This is a genomic window from Sorangium sp. So ce381 (assembly GCF_051473845.1).
GTDB classification, from domain to species: Bacteria; Myxococcota_A; Polyangia; order Polyangiales; family Polyangiaceae; genus Sorangium; species Sorangium atrum.
In genome coordinates this window covers 7409647-7427446 of sequence record NZ_CP150336.1, presented here as the reverse complement: position 1 = coordinate 7427446, position 17800 = coordinate 7409647, and the positions used below count along the sequence as shown (strand labels likewise).

Sequence of the window (17800 nt, the reverse complement as noted above, 5' to 3'; positions counted from 1 at the left end):
ACCAGAACGCGTCGTGGTCGCTCTGCGATCCAGGTGCCGAGATAGACCACGCATCGGGATGATCGTTTTGTAGATTACATATGGCTCCCGACGAGGCGCCGTGATCCTGCGGGGGAGGGCCGTCGCCAGAGGCCCGTGTGAACGACATCGCAGACGCAATGCGCGATTTGGACGTGGTCGAGGAAAGGTTCGAGATCGAGCGGTTCGCCGGAAGCGGCGGGATGGGGGACGTCTATCGCGCGCGTGACCGGCGGTCGGGGGAGGCGGTCGCGCTGAAGGTGCTGCAAGGCGCGAGCGCGAGCGATCTGCGCCGGTTCGCGCGGGAGGCGGAGGTGCTCGTCACGCTCCGGCTGCCAGGGGTCGTGCGGTACGTGGCGCACGGGACGACGGCCGCAGGACAGCCGTACCTGGCGATGGAATGGCTCGACGGCGTCACCCTGGAGCAGCGGCTCGCCCAAGGACCGCTCTCGATCGCCGAGGGCGTGACGCTGGCGGCGCAGGTGGCGGCGACGCTCGGCGCGATCCACCAGCAGGGCATCGTCCACCGCGACCTGAAGCCGAGCAACCTGATGCTGGTGGGCGGCGCGGTGGAGCGAGCCACGCTGCTCGACTTCGGCATCGCGCGCGAGCTCTGGCTCACGCGGAGCCTGACGGCGCCCGGAGCGATCCTCGGGACGCCCGGGTACATGGCCCCCGAGCAGGTGAGCGGCGAGGCGCCGGTGGACGCCCGCGCGGATGTGTTCGCGCTCGGGTGCATCCTGTTCGAGTGCCTCACGGGGCGCCGGCCGTTCCTTGGCGACAACCTGCTGTCGCTCCTCGTGAAGGTCGTGCTGGAAGAGCCGCCGCGGCTCGGGGAGCTGCGCGACGGCATCCCCGAGCCGATCGAGCGCCTCGTGGCCCGGATGCTGGCGAAGTCGGCGGCGCACCGGCCGCGCGACGGCGCCGCCGTCGCGGCGGAGCTCGCCGCCCTCGCCGGCGAGGGGCTCGCCGCAGGAGGGGGCGCGATCGCGGCGCCGCGCGCGCCTGGCGAGGAGATCACGACGTCGGAGCGGCGGGTCATGTGCGTCATCCTGGCCGCCCATGGCAGCGAGGAGAGCGACGCCACGCTGGCGGAGGCCGATGGGATCGCGCAGGCCCAGGCGCTGCGGGACCTCGCGGCGCGCCACGGTGGGAGCCTCGATTTCCTGCAGTCGAAGTGGCTGCTCATCGCGCTGTCGGGCGCCGAGTCTCCGACGGACCTCGCGGTGCGGGCGGCCCATTGCGCGCTCGCGCTCCGGACGGTGGTCGGCGGCGCACCCGTGGCGGTGGCGACGGGGCTGGCGGAGATCGAGGGGAGGCTGCCTGTCGGCGAGCTCGTCGATCGCGTGGCCCAGCTGATCGTCGGGCGCGACGGCCCGCCGTCCGGGGGAATCCGGCTCGACAGCGCGACGGCGAGCCTGCTCGCGAGCCGCTTCGAGACCGTGCAGGGCCCGGATGGGTGCTGGCTGCGGGGCCGGAAGGAGGAGCCGGACACGGTGCCGAGGCTGCTCGGGAAGCCGACGCCGTGCGTGGGGCGCGAGCGCGAGCTCTCGCAGCTCGCGGCCGAGTGGCGCCATTGCGTGGACGAGCCGACCGCGAGCGCGGTGGTCGTCGTTGGCGCGGCGGGCATGGGCAAGTCGCGCCTCGCCTGGGAGTTCCTGCGCGCCGTCGAGGAGCAGCGCGAGGCCGCCGAGGTCTGGATCGGCAGGGCCGATCCCATGGCGGCCGGCTCGGCGTTCGGCTTGCTCGCCCAGGCGCTCCGCCGCGCCATGGGGCTGCTCGACGGCGAGGCGCTGGAGGTGCGGCGGAGCAAGGTGCTGGCCCGGGTCGAGCGGCTCGACGGGCTCGGGAGCAAGGGGCCGCACGTCGCGGCGTTCCTCGGCGAGCTGGTGGGGGCGCCCTTTCCTGACGAGGGCGATGTGCAGCTGCAGGCGGCGCGCCAGAGCCCGGTGCTGATGGGCGACCGGATCCGCCAGGCGTTCGAGGACTTCGTCCGGGCCGAGTGCCAGCGGCAGCCGGTGCTGCTGGTGCTGGAGGATCTGCACTGGGGCGACCTGCCGACAGTGCGGCTGATCGAGGCGGCGCTCCAGCACGCGAGGGACCTCCCGCTGCTGGTGCTGGCGCTCGCGCGCCCCGAGGTGGACGAGCTGTTTCCAGAGCTGTGGCGCCAGCGGGTCGGGCTCCGGCTGCGGCTCGCGCCGCTGCCCCGGCGCGCGAGCGAGCGGCTGGTGCGGCAGGTGCTCGGCGACGGCGTGAGCGCTGCGCAGGTGGACGAGCTGCTTGCGCGCGCCGAGGGCAACGCGTTCGTGCTGGAGGAGCACATCCGCGCGGTGGCCGAGGGCCGCGGCGAGGGGATGCCGGAGACGGCGCTGGCGATGGTGCAGGCGCGGCTGGAGGCGCTGGGCGTGGAGGAGCGCCGGGTGCTGCGCGCGGCGAGCGTGTTCGGCGAGACGTCGTGGGAGGGCGCGGTGGCGGCCCTTGTGGGCGGCGCGCCGGTGGCGCAGCCGCTCGCGGAGCTCGGGCGGCGGGAGCTCCTGGTGCGGCGGCGCGAGGCGCGGATCGCGGGCGAGGTGGAGTACGAGTTCCGGCACGCGCTGGTGCGGGAAGCCGCCTACGGCATGCTGACCGAGCGCGACCGCCGCGTCGGGCACGGCCTTGCGGGCGACTGGCTGGCGCGGGCCGGCGGGGCGGACGCCATGGCGCTGGCGGAGCACTTCGAGCTCGGCGGCGCGCCGGCGCGGGCGGCGGAGGCGTACCTGCGCGCGGCGGAGGAGGCGCTCCGGGGCGGCGATCTCGACGCGGCGATCGCGCGGGCCGAGCGGGGTATCGGCTGCGGCGCGGCCGGGGACGCCGCGGGCAGGCTCCGCCAACTCCAGGCGGAAGCCCATGTCTGGCGCGGCGATCTAGCGCTCTCCGCGGAGCGGGGGAGCGAGGCGCTGGCCCTGGTGGAGCGCGGCTCGGCCGCATGGTTCTCGGCCATCATCCCCCTCGTATGGGCCACGTCGAAGCTGGGTCGGCTGGACGTCGTCGCTCGCGTGACGACCGAGGCGGTGGACGTGGCCGCCTCCGGCGACGCGCAGGACGCGAAGCTCCGCTGCCTGTCCGCGGGCGCGAGCGCGCTGGCGCTGGGTGGGCGGTACGCCGAGGGCGCCGCGTTGCTCGATGTGGTGCAGCGCGCCCTCGCGAGCGCGGAGACGAGGGATCTCGAGGTGATCGCGCACCTCCACGACGCGCGCGCGGCCTATGAGATGTGCAGAGGCGACCTGGGCTCCTGCGCGGGCAGCCAGGAAGCCGCGTTGCTCGCCTTCGAGCAGGCCGGCGATCATCGCAACGCGCTCAGCGCCCGGGCGAGCCTGGGCGCCGTGTGCATGGAGCTCGGCGACTTCGAGACGGCGCAGTCGATGCTGCGGGCAGCCATGGAGGCCGCCGACCGGATGCACCTGGACGAGCTGAAGGTCTCTGGGCTGGCCAACCTCGCGCAGGTCCTCGGGTACCGTGGTCAGCTCGCCGAAGGGCGGGCGCTCGCCGAGGAGGCGGTCGCGTCGAGCCAGGGAGCGGGCATGGTGCGCACGGAGCTCTTCGCTCGCTGCTACCTGGCGAAGATCGCCCTGGCCATGGGCGATTCCGAGGCCGCCGAGCGCGAGGCGCGCGCCGCCATCGCGCTCTTCGAGAGCGCGCCGACCCTGGGCGTGCAGGCATTTTCCATCCTCGCTCGCGTGCTGCTCGGGCTCGGACGCACCGACGAGGCGATGCGGGCTGCCGCCGAGGCGAGCGCGCGGCTCTCGGAGTTCGGCACGCTGGAAGAGGGGGAGTCGCTCGTCCGCCTGGCCTATGCCGAGGCGCTCGCCGCGAGCGGGCGGCGCGCCGAGGCCGAGGTCGCGATCGCGTCGGCCAGGACGGCGCTGCTCGCGCGCGCCGAGCAGCTCAGCGATCCGACCTGGCGCGAGCGCTTCCTCCGCGACGTGCCGGACAACGCCCGCACGCTCGAGCTCGCGCGGCAGTGGCTCGGCGGCTGAGCCGTCGCGCCGCGCGCGCCGAACGACGCGGGGGAGCCCGTGGCGCACGAAGCGGCACACCGCCGTCGGCGTCACGGGCCCGTCTTTTGCGGGCGCTTACTTCGTGGCGAGCTTCGTCAGGTCGAGCATTTCGTCGACGTCCGGCAGCACGATCAGGTCGCACCGGCGGTTCTTCTGCTTGCCGGCCGGCGTGTTGTTGCTCGCGATGGGGTCCGTGTCCGCGAACCCTGCCGCGCTCCAGTGCCTCGTCGGCAGCTGGCCCTCCTTGCCGATCAGGAACAGCAGCACCGCCCGGGCGCGCATCAGCGACAGCCCCCAGTTGTCCTGGAACGGGCCGCTCTTGTACGGCTGGCTGTCGGTGTGCCCGGCGACCTGGTAGTCGCGGTCCACGAGCGACTTGTCGCCCCGGATGACGTCCGAGATCTTCTTCAGGATCTGCTGGCCGTCCTTGCTCAGCGTGTCCTTGCCCGAGTCGAACAGGACGTCTCCGGGCAGCGAGATGACCATCCGGTTCCTGCGGACCTGGACCTCCAGGCCGAGCTTGACGAGCTCCTCGAGCTTCTTCCGGAGCAGGTCGAACCGCGCCTGGATCGCCTCGAGCTGCTTCGCGCGCGCCTTGTACTCGGCCAGCGCCTTCTCGCGGTCCTCCAGCGTCGAGCTCATCTTCGAGATGTCGGCGCCCTGGTCCGCGAGCTTCTTCTCGAGCTCCTCGACGCGCTGCTTCGCGTCGGCGAGCTCCTTCTCGAGCTCGGCCTCCCTCTTCTGGCTCCGGTTCTGGAGCTGGTTGTACTTGTCGAGCTGCGACTTCCACTCCTGCTCGGAGTGGCCGCAGCCCGCGGCGAGCAGCGACGACAGCGCGAGGGGTAGTGCAATGAGTGTCCGGTTCATGAGCGCTTTCTCCATGGCTCCGTCGGCGGGAGCGGGATGCTGCGGGCGAGAGCGTCGCTCAGCTCGGGCGAGAGATCCAGAGGGGAGGACGGCGAGATCTGCCCGTCCGCGTGGCCGCGCGCTGCAGGTGGGGAGGGATCGGGGCTTCGGCGGCGCAGGCGAGAGCGGCGGCGCTGCCGGAGGCGATGGCGCGGCGGCCGCGGGCGTTGCTGGCGTCTGTTGCGGCTCCTTCGGCGAGTGCACGAGGATGAACTCGACGCGCCGGGTCCTCTGCCGACCCCGACCGAGGTTGAGGTTGCCGACCCCGACCGAGGTTGAGGTTGCCGACCCCGACCGAGGTTGGGCGGCCGAGGCGGCCCCGCCGTCCCGACCGAGGTTGAGGCGGGGCCCGCCACCCCGACCGAGGTTGAGGCGGCCCCGCCGGCCGACCGAGGTTGAGGTGGCCCCTGCTTCGATGCGTCCCGGGTGTGTATCCGTGACCCGCTTCCAGGGCTCGGGGCCGAGTGGTGCCTTGACCACACAGGCCGGGCGTGAGACATCGGCCCCCGGGCCACCGAGAGCTCGGATCTTCAACCTCTTCCTGCGCGCGGGGCGAAAACGCGCGAACGAAACCAAGCAGATGCCCATCTCGTCGCGGTCTCCGGGTACGTCGTGCCGCCCTGGCACCCCTCGCCGTCGCCTCCGGTCGGGCCTCGCGCTCGCGCTCGTGCTGGGCGCGTCTTCCGCGTCCGCCCAGCCGGCACGCCGGCCGGCCCAGCCGCCGGCGGCCCCAGCGCAGCCGCCCGCCGGGCAGGCGGGCGCCCCCGCTGCGCAGCCCGCCGCTCCGGCCCAGCCCGGTGCAGCGCCCGCCGCTCCGGCCCAGCCCGCCGCGCCGGCCCAGCCAGGCGCCGCGCCGGCCGGCGCCGAGACGCCCGAGCCCCCGGCGGCGCGCGAGCCGCTCCTGCCGCCGGCCGACACGGCCGCTCCCTCCGCGCCGCAGCCGGCCGCGCCGGCCGCCTCGGAGGGGCCTGCAGCCGCTGCGGCGGCCGAGCAGCCCGAGCGGCAGGCGACCCAGGCCGAGATCGGCGCCCGGCCCAGCGAGGTCTACGCCGAGGACTGGTGGTCCCACGCGCGACCGACGTTCGAGTTCCACGGCTACTACCGGCTCCGTTGGGAGCTCTTCAACAGCTTCGCCCTCGGCCGCATCGACCCGCGCAATCGCGCGCTCTGGCCGCAGCCGGCCGACAACTCCTACAAGGGGAGCGTGCTCTCGCTCTGCAACCCGAGCGAGACCACGAGCGGCGGCACCCGCTCGTTCGACGCGTGCAAGAACGACACCCAGGCCGGCGCGAACATGCGTTTCCGGCTCAACCCCGAGCTGCACATCAGCGACAACCTGCGCATCCTCACGCAGGTCGATCTCCTCGACAACGTGGTGCTCGGCTCGACCCCGGAGGGCTACGCGAACCAGCCGGCGGCGGGCGGCGGCTACCAGGTCGCCCGCCGGGGCGGCTACGCGCCGCTCGGGGCCTTCTCCAGCACCCAGTGGGCGCCCAGCGCCGGCGTCAACTCGACGAAAGACTCGATCTCCGTCAAGCGGATCTGGGGAGAGTACATGACCCCCGTCGGTCTCCTCCGCTTCGGCCGCATGCCGAACCACTGGGGCCTCGGTATGGTGGCGAACAGCGGTGACGGGTACGACTCCGACTACCAGTCGACCGTCGACCGGCTGATGTTCGTCACGGGCATCAAGAAATACGACATCTACTTCGCCGGCGCGTGGGACTGGGCCAACGAGGGCGCGACGAGCGCCTCGCTCCAGGACCTCGAGGGACAGCCGTACGACCTCGCCCAGTCCGATGACGTCGATCAGTACGTGTTCGTCGCCGTCCGCCGCAAGAATCCCGAGCTCCAGAAGCTCGAGCTCGCCCGCGGCAACATGGTCATGAACGGCGGCGTCTACTTCGCTTACCGGCAGCAGACGCTGGCGAACGACGTCACCGCCGGCGACACGAACCCCCAGCTGTCCGCGTCGCTCGGCCAGAGCGCCGACAACGTCGCGGCGGGGTACGTGCACCGGGGTGCGGAGATGGTCATCCCCGACGTGTGGCTCCAGCTCCTTTACAAGAAGTTCCGCTTCGAGCTCGAGGCGGCGATGATCTACGGATCCCTCGACCTGCGCGGGCAGGACGAGAGCGATTATGCGAACGTCCTCTCGCCGAAGGACACCGGCTGGGGCATCCGGCAGTTCGGGCTCGCCACGCAGGCCGAGCTCACCGAGATGGAAGGCCGGCTGCGCGTCCACTTCGGCTTCGGGTACGCGAGCGGCGACGACGACGCGCCCGCCCTCAAGCCGCAGGGGACGCAGCTCGGGGCCATGGATCCCCAGAACTCGACCGATCGCACGTACTCGACATTCCGCTTCCACCCCGATTACCGGGTCGACCAGATCCTCTTCAGGAACATCCTCTCTCGGGTCCAGGGGGCGTATTATTTCCGCCCTGGCGTCGACTGGGACTTCGCCCGCGACAAGAACGGCCAGCGCGCCGGCCTCGGCGCCGCGGCCATCTGGAGCCGCGCCTCCGAGTTCCTCCAGGCTCCCGGCAACTCCCGGGATCTCGGCATCGAGCTGAACGCGCAGCTGTACTTCCAGTCCAAGGACGGGACGCTCAACGACGACCCCGACAAGATGGGCGGCTTCTACACGGCGGTGCAGTACGGCGTGCTGTTTCCTCTCGGCGGGCTCGGCCAGCTCAGGGGTGAAGACACGGTCCAGAAGATCGATCTCGAGACCGCACAGACGGTGCGCTGGTATCTCGGTATCCTCTTCTGAGCCGAACCCGCCCGGCGCTCAGCCAGCCTCGCGCGTCGCCGCGTGTCTGGAAATGAACGCTCGGGGCGGCGAATCGGTGCGAGACGGCGCGAAACCGTGCGAAACGGCGCGAGACGGCGCGAGACGGCGCGAAACGGCGACGTCGTCGCTCTCGTCATGAGTCCTGCATGAGCCATCCGGGGCCAAACAGCCCTTGATCTCGCGACCGTCCTGGCCAAGGATAGGATTGTCTGGACGCCAGCGCGTCGCGATACTTCCGTGGATCACCGAGGAGAACGGGTGGCGCGAGCCGCCGTTCTCCGGAGGGACGTGATGGTTCGTCGTCTCTTCATTGCGATGTTCTTGGCGGCGTCGATGGTGCTCGGGTCGACCGCCCTGTCCGTCGCCCAGGACGCAGACACGTCCGCTTTCCGCGACATCGCGGTCGGCAAGGACTACCGGCTCCGTGTCGCGGCGGCGCTGTCGCTCAGCAGGTCGAAGAGCCCCGGCGCGCGGCCTGCCCTCGAGAAGGCGCTCAGGGACCCGCACCCGGCGGTGCGCGCGTCGGCCGCCGCGGCGCTCGGCGCGATGGGCAACCCCGCGGCGGTCCCGGCGCTCAAGGCGGCGCTCAACCTCGAGCCTGCCCCGAACCTCAAGCGCCCGATCGAGGCCGCCATCGAGAAGCTGTCGCGCTCGTCGTCCAAGGCGCGCTTCCTTGTCAGCCTCGGCAAGTTCGAGAACCGCTCGGGCGTGAAGGACGCGAAGCTCGGACCGCAGCTGAGGCAGCAGACGCGCAACCGCGTGGCGCAGTTCGCCGACATCGAGATCGTGGCCGACGGCATGGACGTGGCCGCTGAAGGCAAGAGCCGCAAGCTGCCGGCCTTCACGCTGGACGGCTCGGTCACGCACCTGAGCAGGCGCCATGGGGCGGAGGGGGTCGGCTTCGCCGCCAAGGTCGAGTACGTGATCCGCGAGATGCCGAGCCAGACGCTGAAGGGCTCGATGACCGGCTCGGCTCAGGCGCTCGCCGAGGCGAAGCGCGCCCAGGGCCTGAGGGAGCTCGCCCAGCTGCAGAGCGACGCCGTCGCCGGCGCGATCGAGAGCGCGCTCCAGAGGGCGCCGCTCGCCCTCGAGGCCGCCTCGGGCAGCAGCGTCGTCGCCTCCGGCCGCTGACCCGGCGGTCCGGCCTCGCCGGCGTGAGCCAGCGCGCCAGCGTGCCCGGCGCGAGCCGGCTCTCAGCCCGGCCCGGCGCACACCGACCCGGCGCGCGCGTCTTCCGCGGCGGGCGTCGCGGGCGCGCGTCGAGCAGGCGGAAGCCGCTCTCCGGTCGTGCTAGACCGCGCGTCCTCCTATGTCCATCGCAACGCCTGCCAGCTCCGACCTGCTCCGCCGCACATTCCTCGAGTTCTTCGCCCAGCGCGGGCACGAGATCGTCCCGAGCGCGCCGCTCGTGCCCCAGAACGATCCGACGCTGATGTTCGTGAACGCGGGCATGGTGCAGTTCAAGGACGTCTTCACGGGCAAGGACAGGCGCCCGTACCAGCGCGCCACCTCGAGCCAGAAGTGCATCCGGATCAGCGGCAAGCACAACGATCTCGAGAACGTCGGCGTCACCGCGCGCCACCAGACGTTCTTCGAGATGCTCGGCAACTTCAGCTTTGGCGACTACTTCAAGGAAGACGCGATCGCCTTCGCCTGGGAGCTCCTGACGAAGGTCTACGATATCTCGCCGTCGCGGCTCGTGGTCACCATCTACAACGGCGAGGGGGGCTTCCCGGCCGACGACGAGGCGGCGGCGATCTGGCGCAAGGTCACGGGCTTCGGCGACGACCGGATCCTCCGGCTCGGCCTGGCCGACAACTTCTGGACGATGGGCGACGTCGGCCCGTGCGGCCCCTGCTCGGAGATCCACTTCTTCCACGGGAAGGAGCCCGACGTCGCGCGCTTCGGCGAGGAGCCGCGCATCGACGGCACGGGCTGGACCGAGATCTGGAACAACGTGTTCATGCAGTACGAGCGCGTCGAGAAGGACGGCCCGCTCGTGCCGCTGCCGGCGCCGAGCATCGACACCGGCATGGGCCTGGAGCGGCTCGCGAGCGTGCTCCAGGGCGTGACCTCGAACTACGACACGGACCTGCTCCGCGGGCTCGTCGACAAGGCCGCCGAGCTCAGCGGCAAGCCGTACACGGGGGGCAGCGCCGACGACGACGTGTCGATGCGGGTCATCGCGGATCACGCGCGGACGGCCGCGTTCCTGATCGCCGAGGGGGTGATGCCCGAGCGGCAGCGGCGCGAGTACGTGCTCCGCCGGGTGATGCGCCGCGCGATCCGCCACGGGCACCGGCTCGGGATCGATCGGCCGTTCCTGCACGAGGTCGCGCTCGAGGTGGTCCGCCGGATGGGCGAGACGTACCCCGAGCTCCGCGACCGGCGAGAGCTCATCGCCCGCGTCACCGAGGACGAGGAGGTCCGCTTCCGCTCCACGCTGAAGCGCGGGATGAAGATCCTCGACGAGCGCTTCGACGAGATGCGCTCGTCCGGCGAGCGGACGCTCCCGGCCGCCGCCGCGGCCGATCTCTACACCACCTACGGCTTCCCGCTCGATCTGACCCAGGTCATCTGCGCCGAGTCGAACTTCGGCGTCGACGTCCAGGGGGCCGAGGCGATCATCAAGGGCGCCGGCGAGGCGGACGGCCCGATCGATCCGACCGCCGCGGTGGACCCGGCGCACCGCGAGGCCCGCGCCAAGCTCGCGCAGCCGGTGGTGTTCACGGGCTACGAGCACGAGGAGGGCGACAGCGAGATCGTCGCGATCGTCCGGGTCGACGTCCAGGGCGAAGGCGATCGGGCGCGCAAGGTCCGCGCGCTCGTCGAGCGCGCGGAGGCCGGGGCGACGGTCGAGATCGTCGTGCGCGAGACGCCGTTCTACGCCGAATCGGGCGGCCAGGTGGGCGACGTCGGCGAGGTGACGGCGGACGGGGCGCGCGTCGAGGTGAAGGACACGCAGAAGCCGCTCGCCGGGCTGGTCGTGCACGAGGGCGTGGTCCGCGAGGGGGCGATCGCCGTGGGGCAGCGGGTCCACCTGGCGGTGGACCACGCGGCGCGGTCGGCGACCCGGCGCAACCACTCGGCCACGCACGTCCTGCACTGGGCGCTGCGCAAGGTGCTCGGCGAGCACGCGCAGCAGAAGGGCTCGCGGGTCGGCCCGGACGTCCTCCGCTTCGACTTCACGCACAACCGGCCCCTCACCCGCGAGGAGATCTCGCGGATCGAGGATCTGGTGAACGAGAAGGTCCTGACGAACGCGAAGGTGACGACCGAGATCCTGCCGATGGACGAGGCGCGGCGGCGGGGCGCGATGGCGATCTTCGAGGAGAAGTACGGCGACACGGTGCGGATGCTCACGATGACGCCCGAGGTGGTGGAGCTCTGCGGCGGTACGCACGCGTGCGCGCTGGGGGACATCGGGCTGTTCAAGATCACGAGCGAGGGCGGCGTGGCCGCGGGCGTGCGGCGGATCCTCGCGTCGACGGGGCTGAACGCGCTCGCGTACACGCGGGGCGTCGAGGCCGAGCTCGCCCGGGCGCGCCAGGTCGCGAAGGCGCAGGGCGGCGATCTCGCCGAGAAGATCGGGAAGATCGTGGCGCACGAGCGGGAGCTCGAGAAGAAGGTCACCGAGCTCGAGCGGCGGATCCTGGAGGGGGCGGGCCCTGCGCAGGGCGGCGGCGGCGGTGGCATCGACGCGATGCTGGACGGCGCCCGGGAGATCGGCGGGATCAAGGTGCTCGCGCGCCGGGTGCCGGACGGCACCAACCCGGGCGCGCTGCGCGATCTCGCGGAGAAGCTGCGCGACAAGCTCGGCGATCGCTCGGCGGTGCTGCTTGGCGCGGCCGTGGGCGACAAGGCGCAGCTCGCCGTGATGCTTTCGAAGTCGGCCACCGAGCGGCTCAAGGCCGGCGAGCTCATCAAGCCGATCGCTCGCATCGTGGGCGGCTCCGGCGGCGGCCGCCCGGACATGGCGCAGGCCGGCGGGACCGACGTGGCGCAGCTCGACGCGGCGATCGCGGCGCTCTACGCCGAGGTCGAGCGGACTCTCGCCTCGTAGCGCGCGCTGCCCGCGCCCCGCCGGGACGGTCGTTCAGGCGTCACGCCACTTGGTGCGGGCGAGCGGGAGCAGCTTCGGGGCCTTCCCGCCCCGCGCGGGGCGCGCCGGCAGCCGCGCTGGCTCGCCCGGCGCGGCCGCCCGGGGCCGCGCGCCGCGGGCGTGAGCGCCGATGGTCGCGCGCACGATCGGCGGCAAGAACACGGACTCCAGATCGACGCGCGCGAGCGCGCCCGCGACCGTCGCGATGCGATCCGGCAGCGACGCGTTGGCGTCGACCAGGATGATCCGCCGGCCGAGCACCGTGCAGAGCCCGCCCCGCGGATTGCGCGCGTCCGACAGGTGCGGATCGAACGCTTCCATCCTGACGGCGATGCCGACCTTCTCCGCCGCCAGGGTGAGCTCGTCGAGCAGCCGCGAAAGCTCCACCCACCTAGCGTAGCCCTCCTGTCCGGCAGATGGCAAAGCGCAAAAGCGCTGTTGCCCGCGCCGCGCCGCGCCACCGCTGGCCGGGCGAGCCGCGGCCGTGACGACCGCGTGACGACCGCGGCGCGCCGTCCTGGAGCGCCTTTTCACGCCCGGTTACACGCGGTTACGCGCGGTTACACGCGATTACGCGTCGGTGCGCGCGGTTACACGTGGGGGCGCGCGGTTACGCATGGTCGCGCATGAACATGCATGATTATCCGTGGTGAACTGCGGTGATGCCCGGTCCGTCAGGCGCGCTGCGGCCAATCGCGTCCTCCATCATCGCATAGCGCTCCTCGGTCGCGCGGTGGTGGTGCGGTCGTGCGGCGACGCGGTGAGTTGAGCGAGAGACTTCGACTCCTGGACTCCCGGACATGTCGACGCACTCAACACCTCGACAGAGCAACGCGTCAACTCATCTTCTCCCTTTGTCTTCTCCCGTGCTCCGGACTGGCCGACATCCGCTCACGAGCCATATCGATGCTCATCCAGGAGCCCGCGCGCCGTTGACTGCGCGCCGCGCGTTCATCCAGGCTGCCGTCGCCGGCCGCCGCGCGCTCGCCTCGGCGCGGCGCGCGGTCGATCCGGGCCTCGCGCCGCCCGCCCCCCGGTTCCGCGCCCTAGAGGTCGGTCAGCGGCTTCTTCTGAGCCGGATCGTGCGGCCCGTTGACCGCCGTTTCCGAGCATGCTACGAGCACGCCGTTCCGCGCGTCGTGGCCGAGTGGGAGCGAATGTGCGTTTCCCGGCTGCGGTGGGGTATCCCGCGCGCTTCGTCAGCCACTTTGGACGGGGCGGCCGCGATGGGGACGACGAGGGCGCCCGCCGGGCGGCGCGCCCGAAGGGCGAACAAAGATGACGTTCACGGATGCAGCCGCCGAGGTGCTTCGCCTCATCGGTAGACCGCTTCACTATAAAGAGATCACCGATATCGCGATCGAGAAGAACCTCCTTAGCCACGTTGGAAAGAGCCCAGAGGTGACGATGGGCGCCCGCCTGGCGGCGACGTTGAAGAAGGACACGGCGGACAACCCCCTGGTGCGCGTGAAGCCGGGCGTGTTCGCGCTGCGCGAGTGGGACGAGAAGACCATCAAGTCCGGGCTCGACGGCAAGAAGGCGAAGCGCGGCGGCAAGCCCGAGGCGGTCAAGGCGCGCAAGGACGAGGAGCAGCCGACCCTGTTCGATGCGGGCGCCGACGACGACGCGGCGGAAGAGAGCGAGCTTGGCGCTCCCGCGGAGCTCGAGGCGGAGAGCGGAGCGGTCGAGGTCGAGGGCGGAGCCGCAAACGAGGCGGCGCAGGCCGCGCCTGCGATCGACGATGAGGACGAGGACGAGGACGTCGTGGCCGGCGCGACGAGCGCGGCCGGGCTGAACGGCGTGGACATCGCGGCAGCGCGCGAGCCCGTGCCGCCGCCGACGCCGTCGTCCCCGCGCGCCGCGAGCGCCTACGTCGACGAGGAAGAGGGCGAGCTCGACGACGCGGAGCCGCCGGGCCCGGACGAGGCGATGCGGGCCGAGGCCGTGGCCGGCGCCGCGGAGCTCTTCGACGAAGAGGACGACGACGATCAGCCGATCCTCGGCGGCGAGGACCGCGCGACGCCCGGCTCGTCGGGCGAGCAGGGCGAGGGCCGCCGCCGCCGCCGCCGGCGCCGCCGCGGCCGCGGGACCGCGGAGGCCAACCCGAGCACCGGCGGGCTGCCTTCCTACGTCGCGACGCCCGTGTTCGAGGCGCGGCGCGAGAACGGCCGCGAGCCGCCGCGCTCCGACCGGACCGAGCGCTTCGATCGCCCCGAGCGAGGCGAGCGCACCGATCGGGCCGAGCGCACCGACCGGGTCGAGCGTATCGACCGGGCCGAGCGCATCGACCGAGCGGACCGCCCCGACAGCTTCGGCGCCGAGCCCGTCTACCGCGGCCCGCAGGTCATCGAGCTCACGGGCGGCGAAGGGCACGCGCTCGACGATCTGGCCGGCCGTGATCTCGCCGATGCGGTGGCCGGCATCCTCTCGACCTTCGATCGGAACGCGGGCGCGGTCTCGCTCCGGCAGATCGCGGAGACGGCGCAGCGCCGCGGCCGCCTCGCCGGCGACGTGCAGCTCGTGCAGTCCCAGGTCGCGGCCGCCGTGCGCGCCGACAACGCGCGCCGCACCGCCGCGGGGCAGCGGCCCCGCTTCCGCTTCGCCGGCGGCAGGATCGCGCTGACGGACTGGCTGCTGCCGGGCGACCTCGCGCGGCTGGAGCAGGAGGCGCTCGCCGCGGTGGAGCGCTACCGCGATGCCGCGCGGCGCGCCTTCGTGCGCAAGCTCTCCGAGCTCCCGGGCCATGCCTTCGTCGAGATCTGTGTCCTCGCCCTCGAGCGCATCGGCATCGGCCAGCTGCGCGCTGTGCGCCGCGCCGGGGCGCCGGGCGGCGAGAGCCACTTCTCCGGCGCGCTCCGAACGGCGGGTGACGAGATCAAGCTCGCGCTGGTCATCCGGCGGGACGGCCGCGAGGTCGGCCGCGAGCGGGTCACCGAGCTGCGCGGCTCGCTCCACCACTACGGCCCCGCGACCGCCGGCTGGATCCTGACCGCCGGTCAGATGCTCTCCGGTGCGCGCGAGGAGGCCGCGATCGTGGGGACCGCGCCCATCTCCCTCTTCGACGGGCTCGCGGTGGCTCGCCTCTGCGAGGACAACGACGTCGCCGTGCTCCGCGCCCGCCTCCCGGTCGCGATCCCCGACGTCGATCTGCTCGAGGCGCTCCGGGCGTCCTGATCCTGCTCGCGCGCGTCCGGCCGGGGGCTCGCTCCGGGCCGGACGCGCGGCCCTCCCGCCGCCGTCTCCTGGGCCCTCGGCCCTCCCTCGACACCCCTCCTCCACGGCCACGCCCCTCGCGCCGCTCCGGCGGTGGATGGGCTCGGCGCCGCTTCCGCGGTTGACGGGCTCGGCGATCCTTGCCAGCGTCCGCGCCCATGCGCCATCGCGCGATCGTCTGGGCCGCGCCCCTCGCCGTGCTCGTGACCGGCTGTGCCTCCGTGGCTCCGCCCGCGTCCCGGTTCCCGACCGCCGACGCGGCGCTCGACCGGATGAAGGCCTCCTATGCCTGCGTGAACGGCGTCCAGGGCACCGCCAAGGTCGACCATTTCTCGCGCCAGGGGCGGCTCCGCGGGGACATGTACATCCTCGCGGTCAACCCGGATCGGGTGCGCTTCGACGTGGTGAGCCCGTTCGGCGCGACGCTCTTCACGCTCACGTCGAATGGCACCCAGTTCCAGATGCTCGATGTCCGGGAGAAGCAGTTCCTTCACGGGCCCGCGAGCACGTGCAACCTGGCGCGGCTCACCCAGGTGCCCATCCCCGGGCACGCCCTCGTCTCGCTGCTCCGCGGCGAGGCGCCGGTGCTCGCTCACGAGCCGCACGGCGCCTCGATCGCCTGGGACGGCGACGGGTTCTACCGTGTGCTGATCCAGGGCTCCCGCGACGCGGTGGAGGAGATCCACCTCGAGCCGCACCCCCGCGACTTTCTCGCGCCGTGGAGCCAGCAGCGCCTGCGCGTCCGCGAGGTCCGGGTCGCGCAGCGCGGGACAGACCTCTATCAGGTGGAGCTGAGCCATCACGAGGCCATCCGCACCGCGCCGCCGCGCGTCGATCCGGAGGGGATCGACGATCCGATCCCGCCGAGCGGCGGCGCCTGCCTGGCCGAGATCCCCCGATCGATCCGGATGCGGGTGCCCAACACCGAGGACGACGTGATCTTTCAGTACAAGGAGGCGAAGTGGAATCCGCCCATCATCTCGGGCGCGTTCACGCAGCCGGTCCCGGGCGGCGTCGTCCGCCGTCATGTCGACTGCCAGGACTAAGGTGCTCTGAGCAGGCGCGCTCAGGCGGCTCCTGAGAGGACAAAGGCCATCTCGGGTGGCGCCGGCCGGCGTATGGCAGCGCTCGCCTGATGGCGTGGACGCCGCTCGCTCGAACGTCTAGACAGACGCCATCTACCTCGCCGTGGCGGGAGGAGTCGGCGATGGACGTCGAGCCGGGAACGATCGTCGGCGATAAATACCGCCTGGAGGGGCCGCTCTCGCGGGGCGGGATGGGCTCGGTGTGGCTGGCCCGGCACCTCCAGCTGGGGGCGCCGGCGGCGATCAAGTTCATGGATCCGGAGCACGCTGCCTCGCCGGAGTTCCGCGCGCGCTTCTACCGCGAGGCGCGGACCGCGGCGAACCTCGATAGCCCGCACGTGGTGAGCGTGCAGGACTACGGGATCTGGGGGACCGTCCCGTACCTCGTCATGGAGCTGCTCCGGGGCGAGGATCTCAGCCGTCGCCTCAGGCGGGTCCGCCGCATCTCCCTCGCCGAGGCGGCGCGCATCGCGATCCAGACCGGCAAGGCGCTGCGCCGCGCGCACGAGTCCGGGCTCGTCCACCGCGATCTCAAGCCCGGCAACCTGTTCCTCTCGCGCGTCGACGAGGACGAGGAGATCGTCAAGGTCCTCGACTTCGGCATCGCCAAGCAGCTCACCGGCAAGCTCCTCACCGACGAGACGACGAGGACCGGCGAGCTCCTGGGCTCGCCGTTCTACATGAGCCCGGAGCAGGCGCGCGGCGACAGGAACCTCGACGCGCGCAGCGACCTGTGGTCGCTCGGGGTCATCCTCTTCCGCGCCGTCACGGGCAAGCTCCCGTTCGAGGGCGACGTGCTCGGCGCGGTGCTGTCGCGGATCCTCGTCGAGCCGATCCCGCTCGCGACGCACCTCGCGCCCGACGTGCCGGCCGATCTCGACGGCTTCTTCGTTCGCGCGCTCTCGCGCGACAGGGCCCAGCGGTTCCAGTCGGCGCAGGAGATGGTGCACGCCTTCGTCGCCGCGGCGGGCGATCCGAGCATCCCGCTGCCCGTGCCCTCGGCGCCGCAGCCGGCGCCCGTGACGTCGCGCACGGGGACGCTGCTCGGGCTGTCACCGGGCGGCACCGGCGAGCTGGAGGGCCCAGGGGAGCTCGCCTCCCTCTCCCGGTCCGGGGACCAGGGCCCGCGACCGCGGCAGGACACGCTCGCCTCGCTGGCCGAGCCGTCCCAGCCCGGCACGCTGACGGCGGCATCGGCCGGTGAGGTCCGCGCGGATCGCAGGCCTCACTCGAGCGCGACGCTCCGCTGGCTCGTGGCGTGCGGCGCGCTGTCCGCGATCAGCGGGACGGTCGCGGTGACGGCGCTGCGGCCCGTCGGCGAGGAGGACGCCGCGCCCTACCACGTGATCGCGCCGATCGAGCCCGAGAGCGTGAGCGCGGCTGCGCCTGCGCCGGCTCTGGAGGTGGTCCGCGCATCGACCGCGGTGGTGGTGCGCCTGCCCGCGGCCGAGGGCGCGCCAGCCGCGGACGCCCCGCTGCCCGCGGCCGAGGGCGCGCCAGCCGCGGACGCCGCGCTGCCCGCGGCCACGGCGGAGCCGGCTGCGTCCGCCGAGCGAAAGGCCCCGCGGGCTCCGTCGGCCCCGCGCCGGAGCCCGCGCCGGTCGCGCGAGATCATCGACCCCTGGCAGCGAAGGTAGCGCCCGGC

The 17800-nt window shown here is 72.7% G+C and carries 9 protein-coding genes; 7 read left to right on the top strand and 2 right to left on the bottom strand.

Annotation, left to right across the window (positions count from 1 at the left end; translation table 11 throughout):
• The first annotated feature begins 158 nt into the window (after positions 1–158).
• Entirely contained in the window at positions 159–4034 is a 3876-nt protein-coding gene (locus WMF29_RS27625) for a protein kinase domain-containing protein (protein WP_437323126.1), read from the top strand.
• Positions 4035–4130: 96 nt separating this feature from the next.
• On the opposite strand, the gene WMF29_RS27620 is transcribed toward WMF29_RS27625, so the two are convergent.
• On the bottom strand, positions 4131–4922 hold the full coding sequence (locus WMF29_RS27620) for an OmpA family protein (protein WP_012237759.1): 792 nt from the start codon (positions 4920–4922) through the stop codon (positions 4131–4133).
• Between the two features lie 619 nt (positions 4923–5541).
• Here WMF29_RS27620 and WMF29_RS27615 point away from each other — a divergent pair.
• The 3 genes from WMF29_RS27615 (at position 5542) to alaS (ending at position 11818) form a co-directional block, all read left to right on the top strand.
• Positions 5542–7734 carry a TIGR04551 family protein gene (locus WMF29_RS27615; RefSeq protein ID WP_437323125.1) on the top strand — a complete coding sequence of 731 codons (2193 nt, stop codon included), beginning with the start codon at positions 5542–5544 and terminating at the stop codon, positions 7732–7734.
• 312 nt (positions 7735–8046) lie between these two features.
• Positions 8047–8886 carry a HEAT repeat domain-containing protein gene (locus WMF29_RS27610; RefSeq protein ID WP_437323124.1) on the top strand — a complete coding sequence of 280 codons (840 nt, stop codon included), beginning with the start codon at positions 8047–8049 and terminating at the stop codon, positions 8884–8886.
• A 178-nt stretch (positions 8887–9064) separates the two neighbouring features.
• Positions 9065–11818 (top strand): alanine--tRNA ligase, encoded by a 2754-nt coding sequence (gene alaS, locus WMF29_RS27605; RefSeq protein WP_437323123.1) that lies wholly within the window; start codon positions 9065–9067, stop codon positions 11816–11818.
• A 33-nt stretch (positions 11819–11851) separates the two neighbouring features.
• On the opposite strand, the gene WMF29_RS27600 is transcribed toward alaS, so the two are convergent.
• Positions 11852–12244, bottom strand: coding sequence for a hypothetical protein (locus tag WMF29_RS27600; protein WP_437323122.1), 393 nt, complete (start codon positions 12242–12244; stop codon positions 11852–11854).
• Between the two features lie 891 nt (positions 12245–13135).
• Between WMF29_RS27600 and WMF29_RS27595 the strand changes: the two genes are divergently transcribed.
• From WMF29_RS27595 to WMF29_RS27585, 3 genes are all read left to right on the top strand, one after another.
• Complete coding sequence (locus WMF29_RS27595; RefSeq protein WP_437323121.1) at positions 13136–15031, top strand: HTH domain-containing protein; 1896 nt, start codon at positions 13136–13138, stop codon at positions 15029–15031.
• 197 nt (positions 15032–15228) lie between these two features.
• Positions 15229–16116, top strand: coding sequence for a LolA family protein (locus WMF29_RS27590; RefSeq protein ID WP_437323120.1), 888 nt, complete (start codon positions 15229–15231; stop codon positions 16114–16116).
• Between the two features lie 161 nt (positions 16117–16277).
• A complete protein-coding gene (locus WMF29_RS27585; protein ID WP_437323119.1) occupies positions 16278–17792 on the top strand; it encodes a serine/threonine-protein kinase in 1515 nt (504 codons plus the stop codon).
• The last annotated feature ends 8 nt before the right edge of the window (positions 17793–17800 follow it).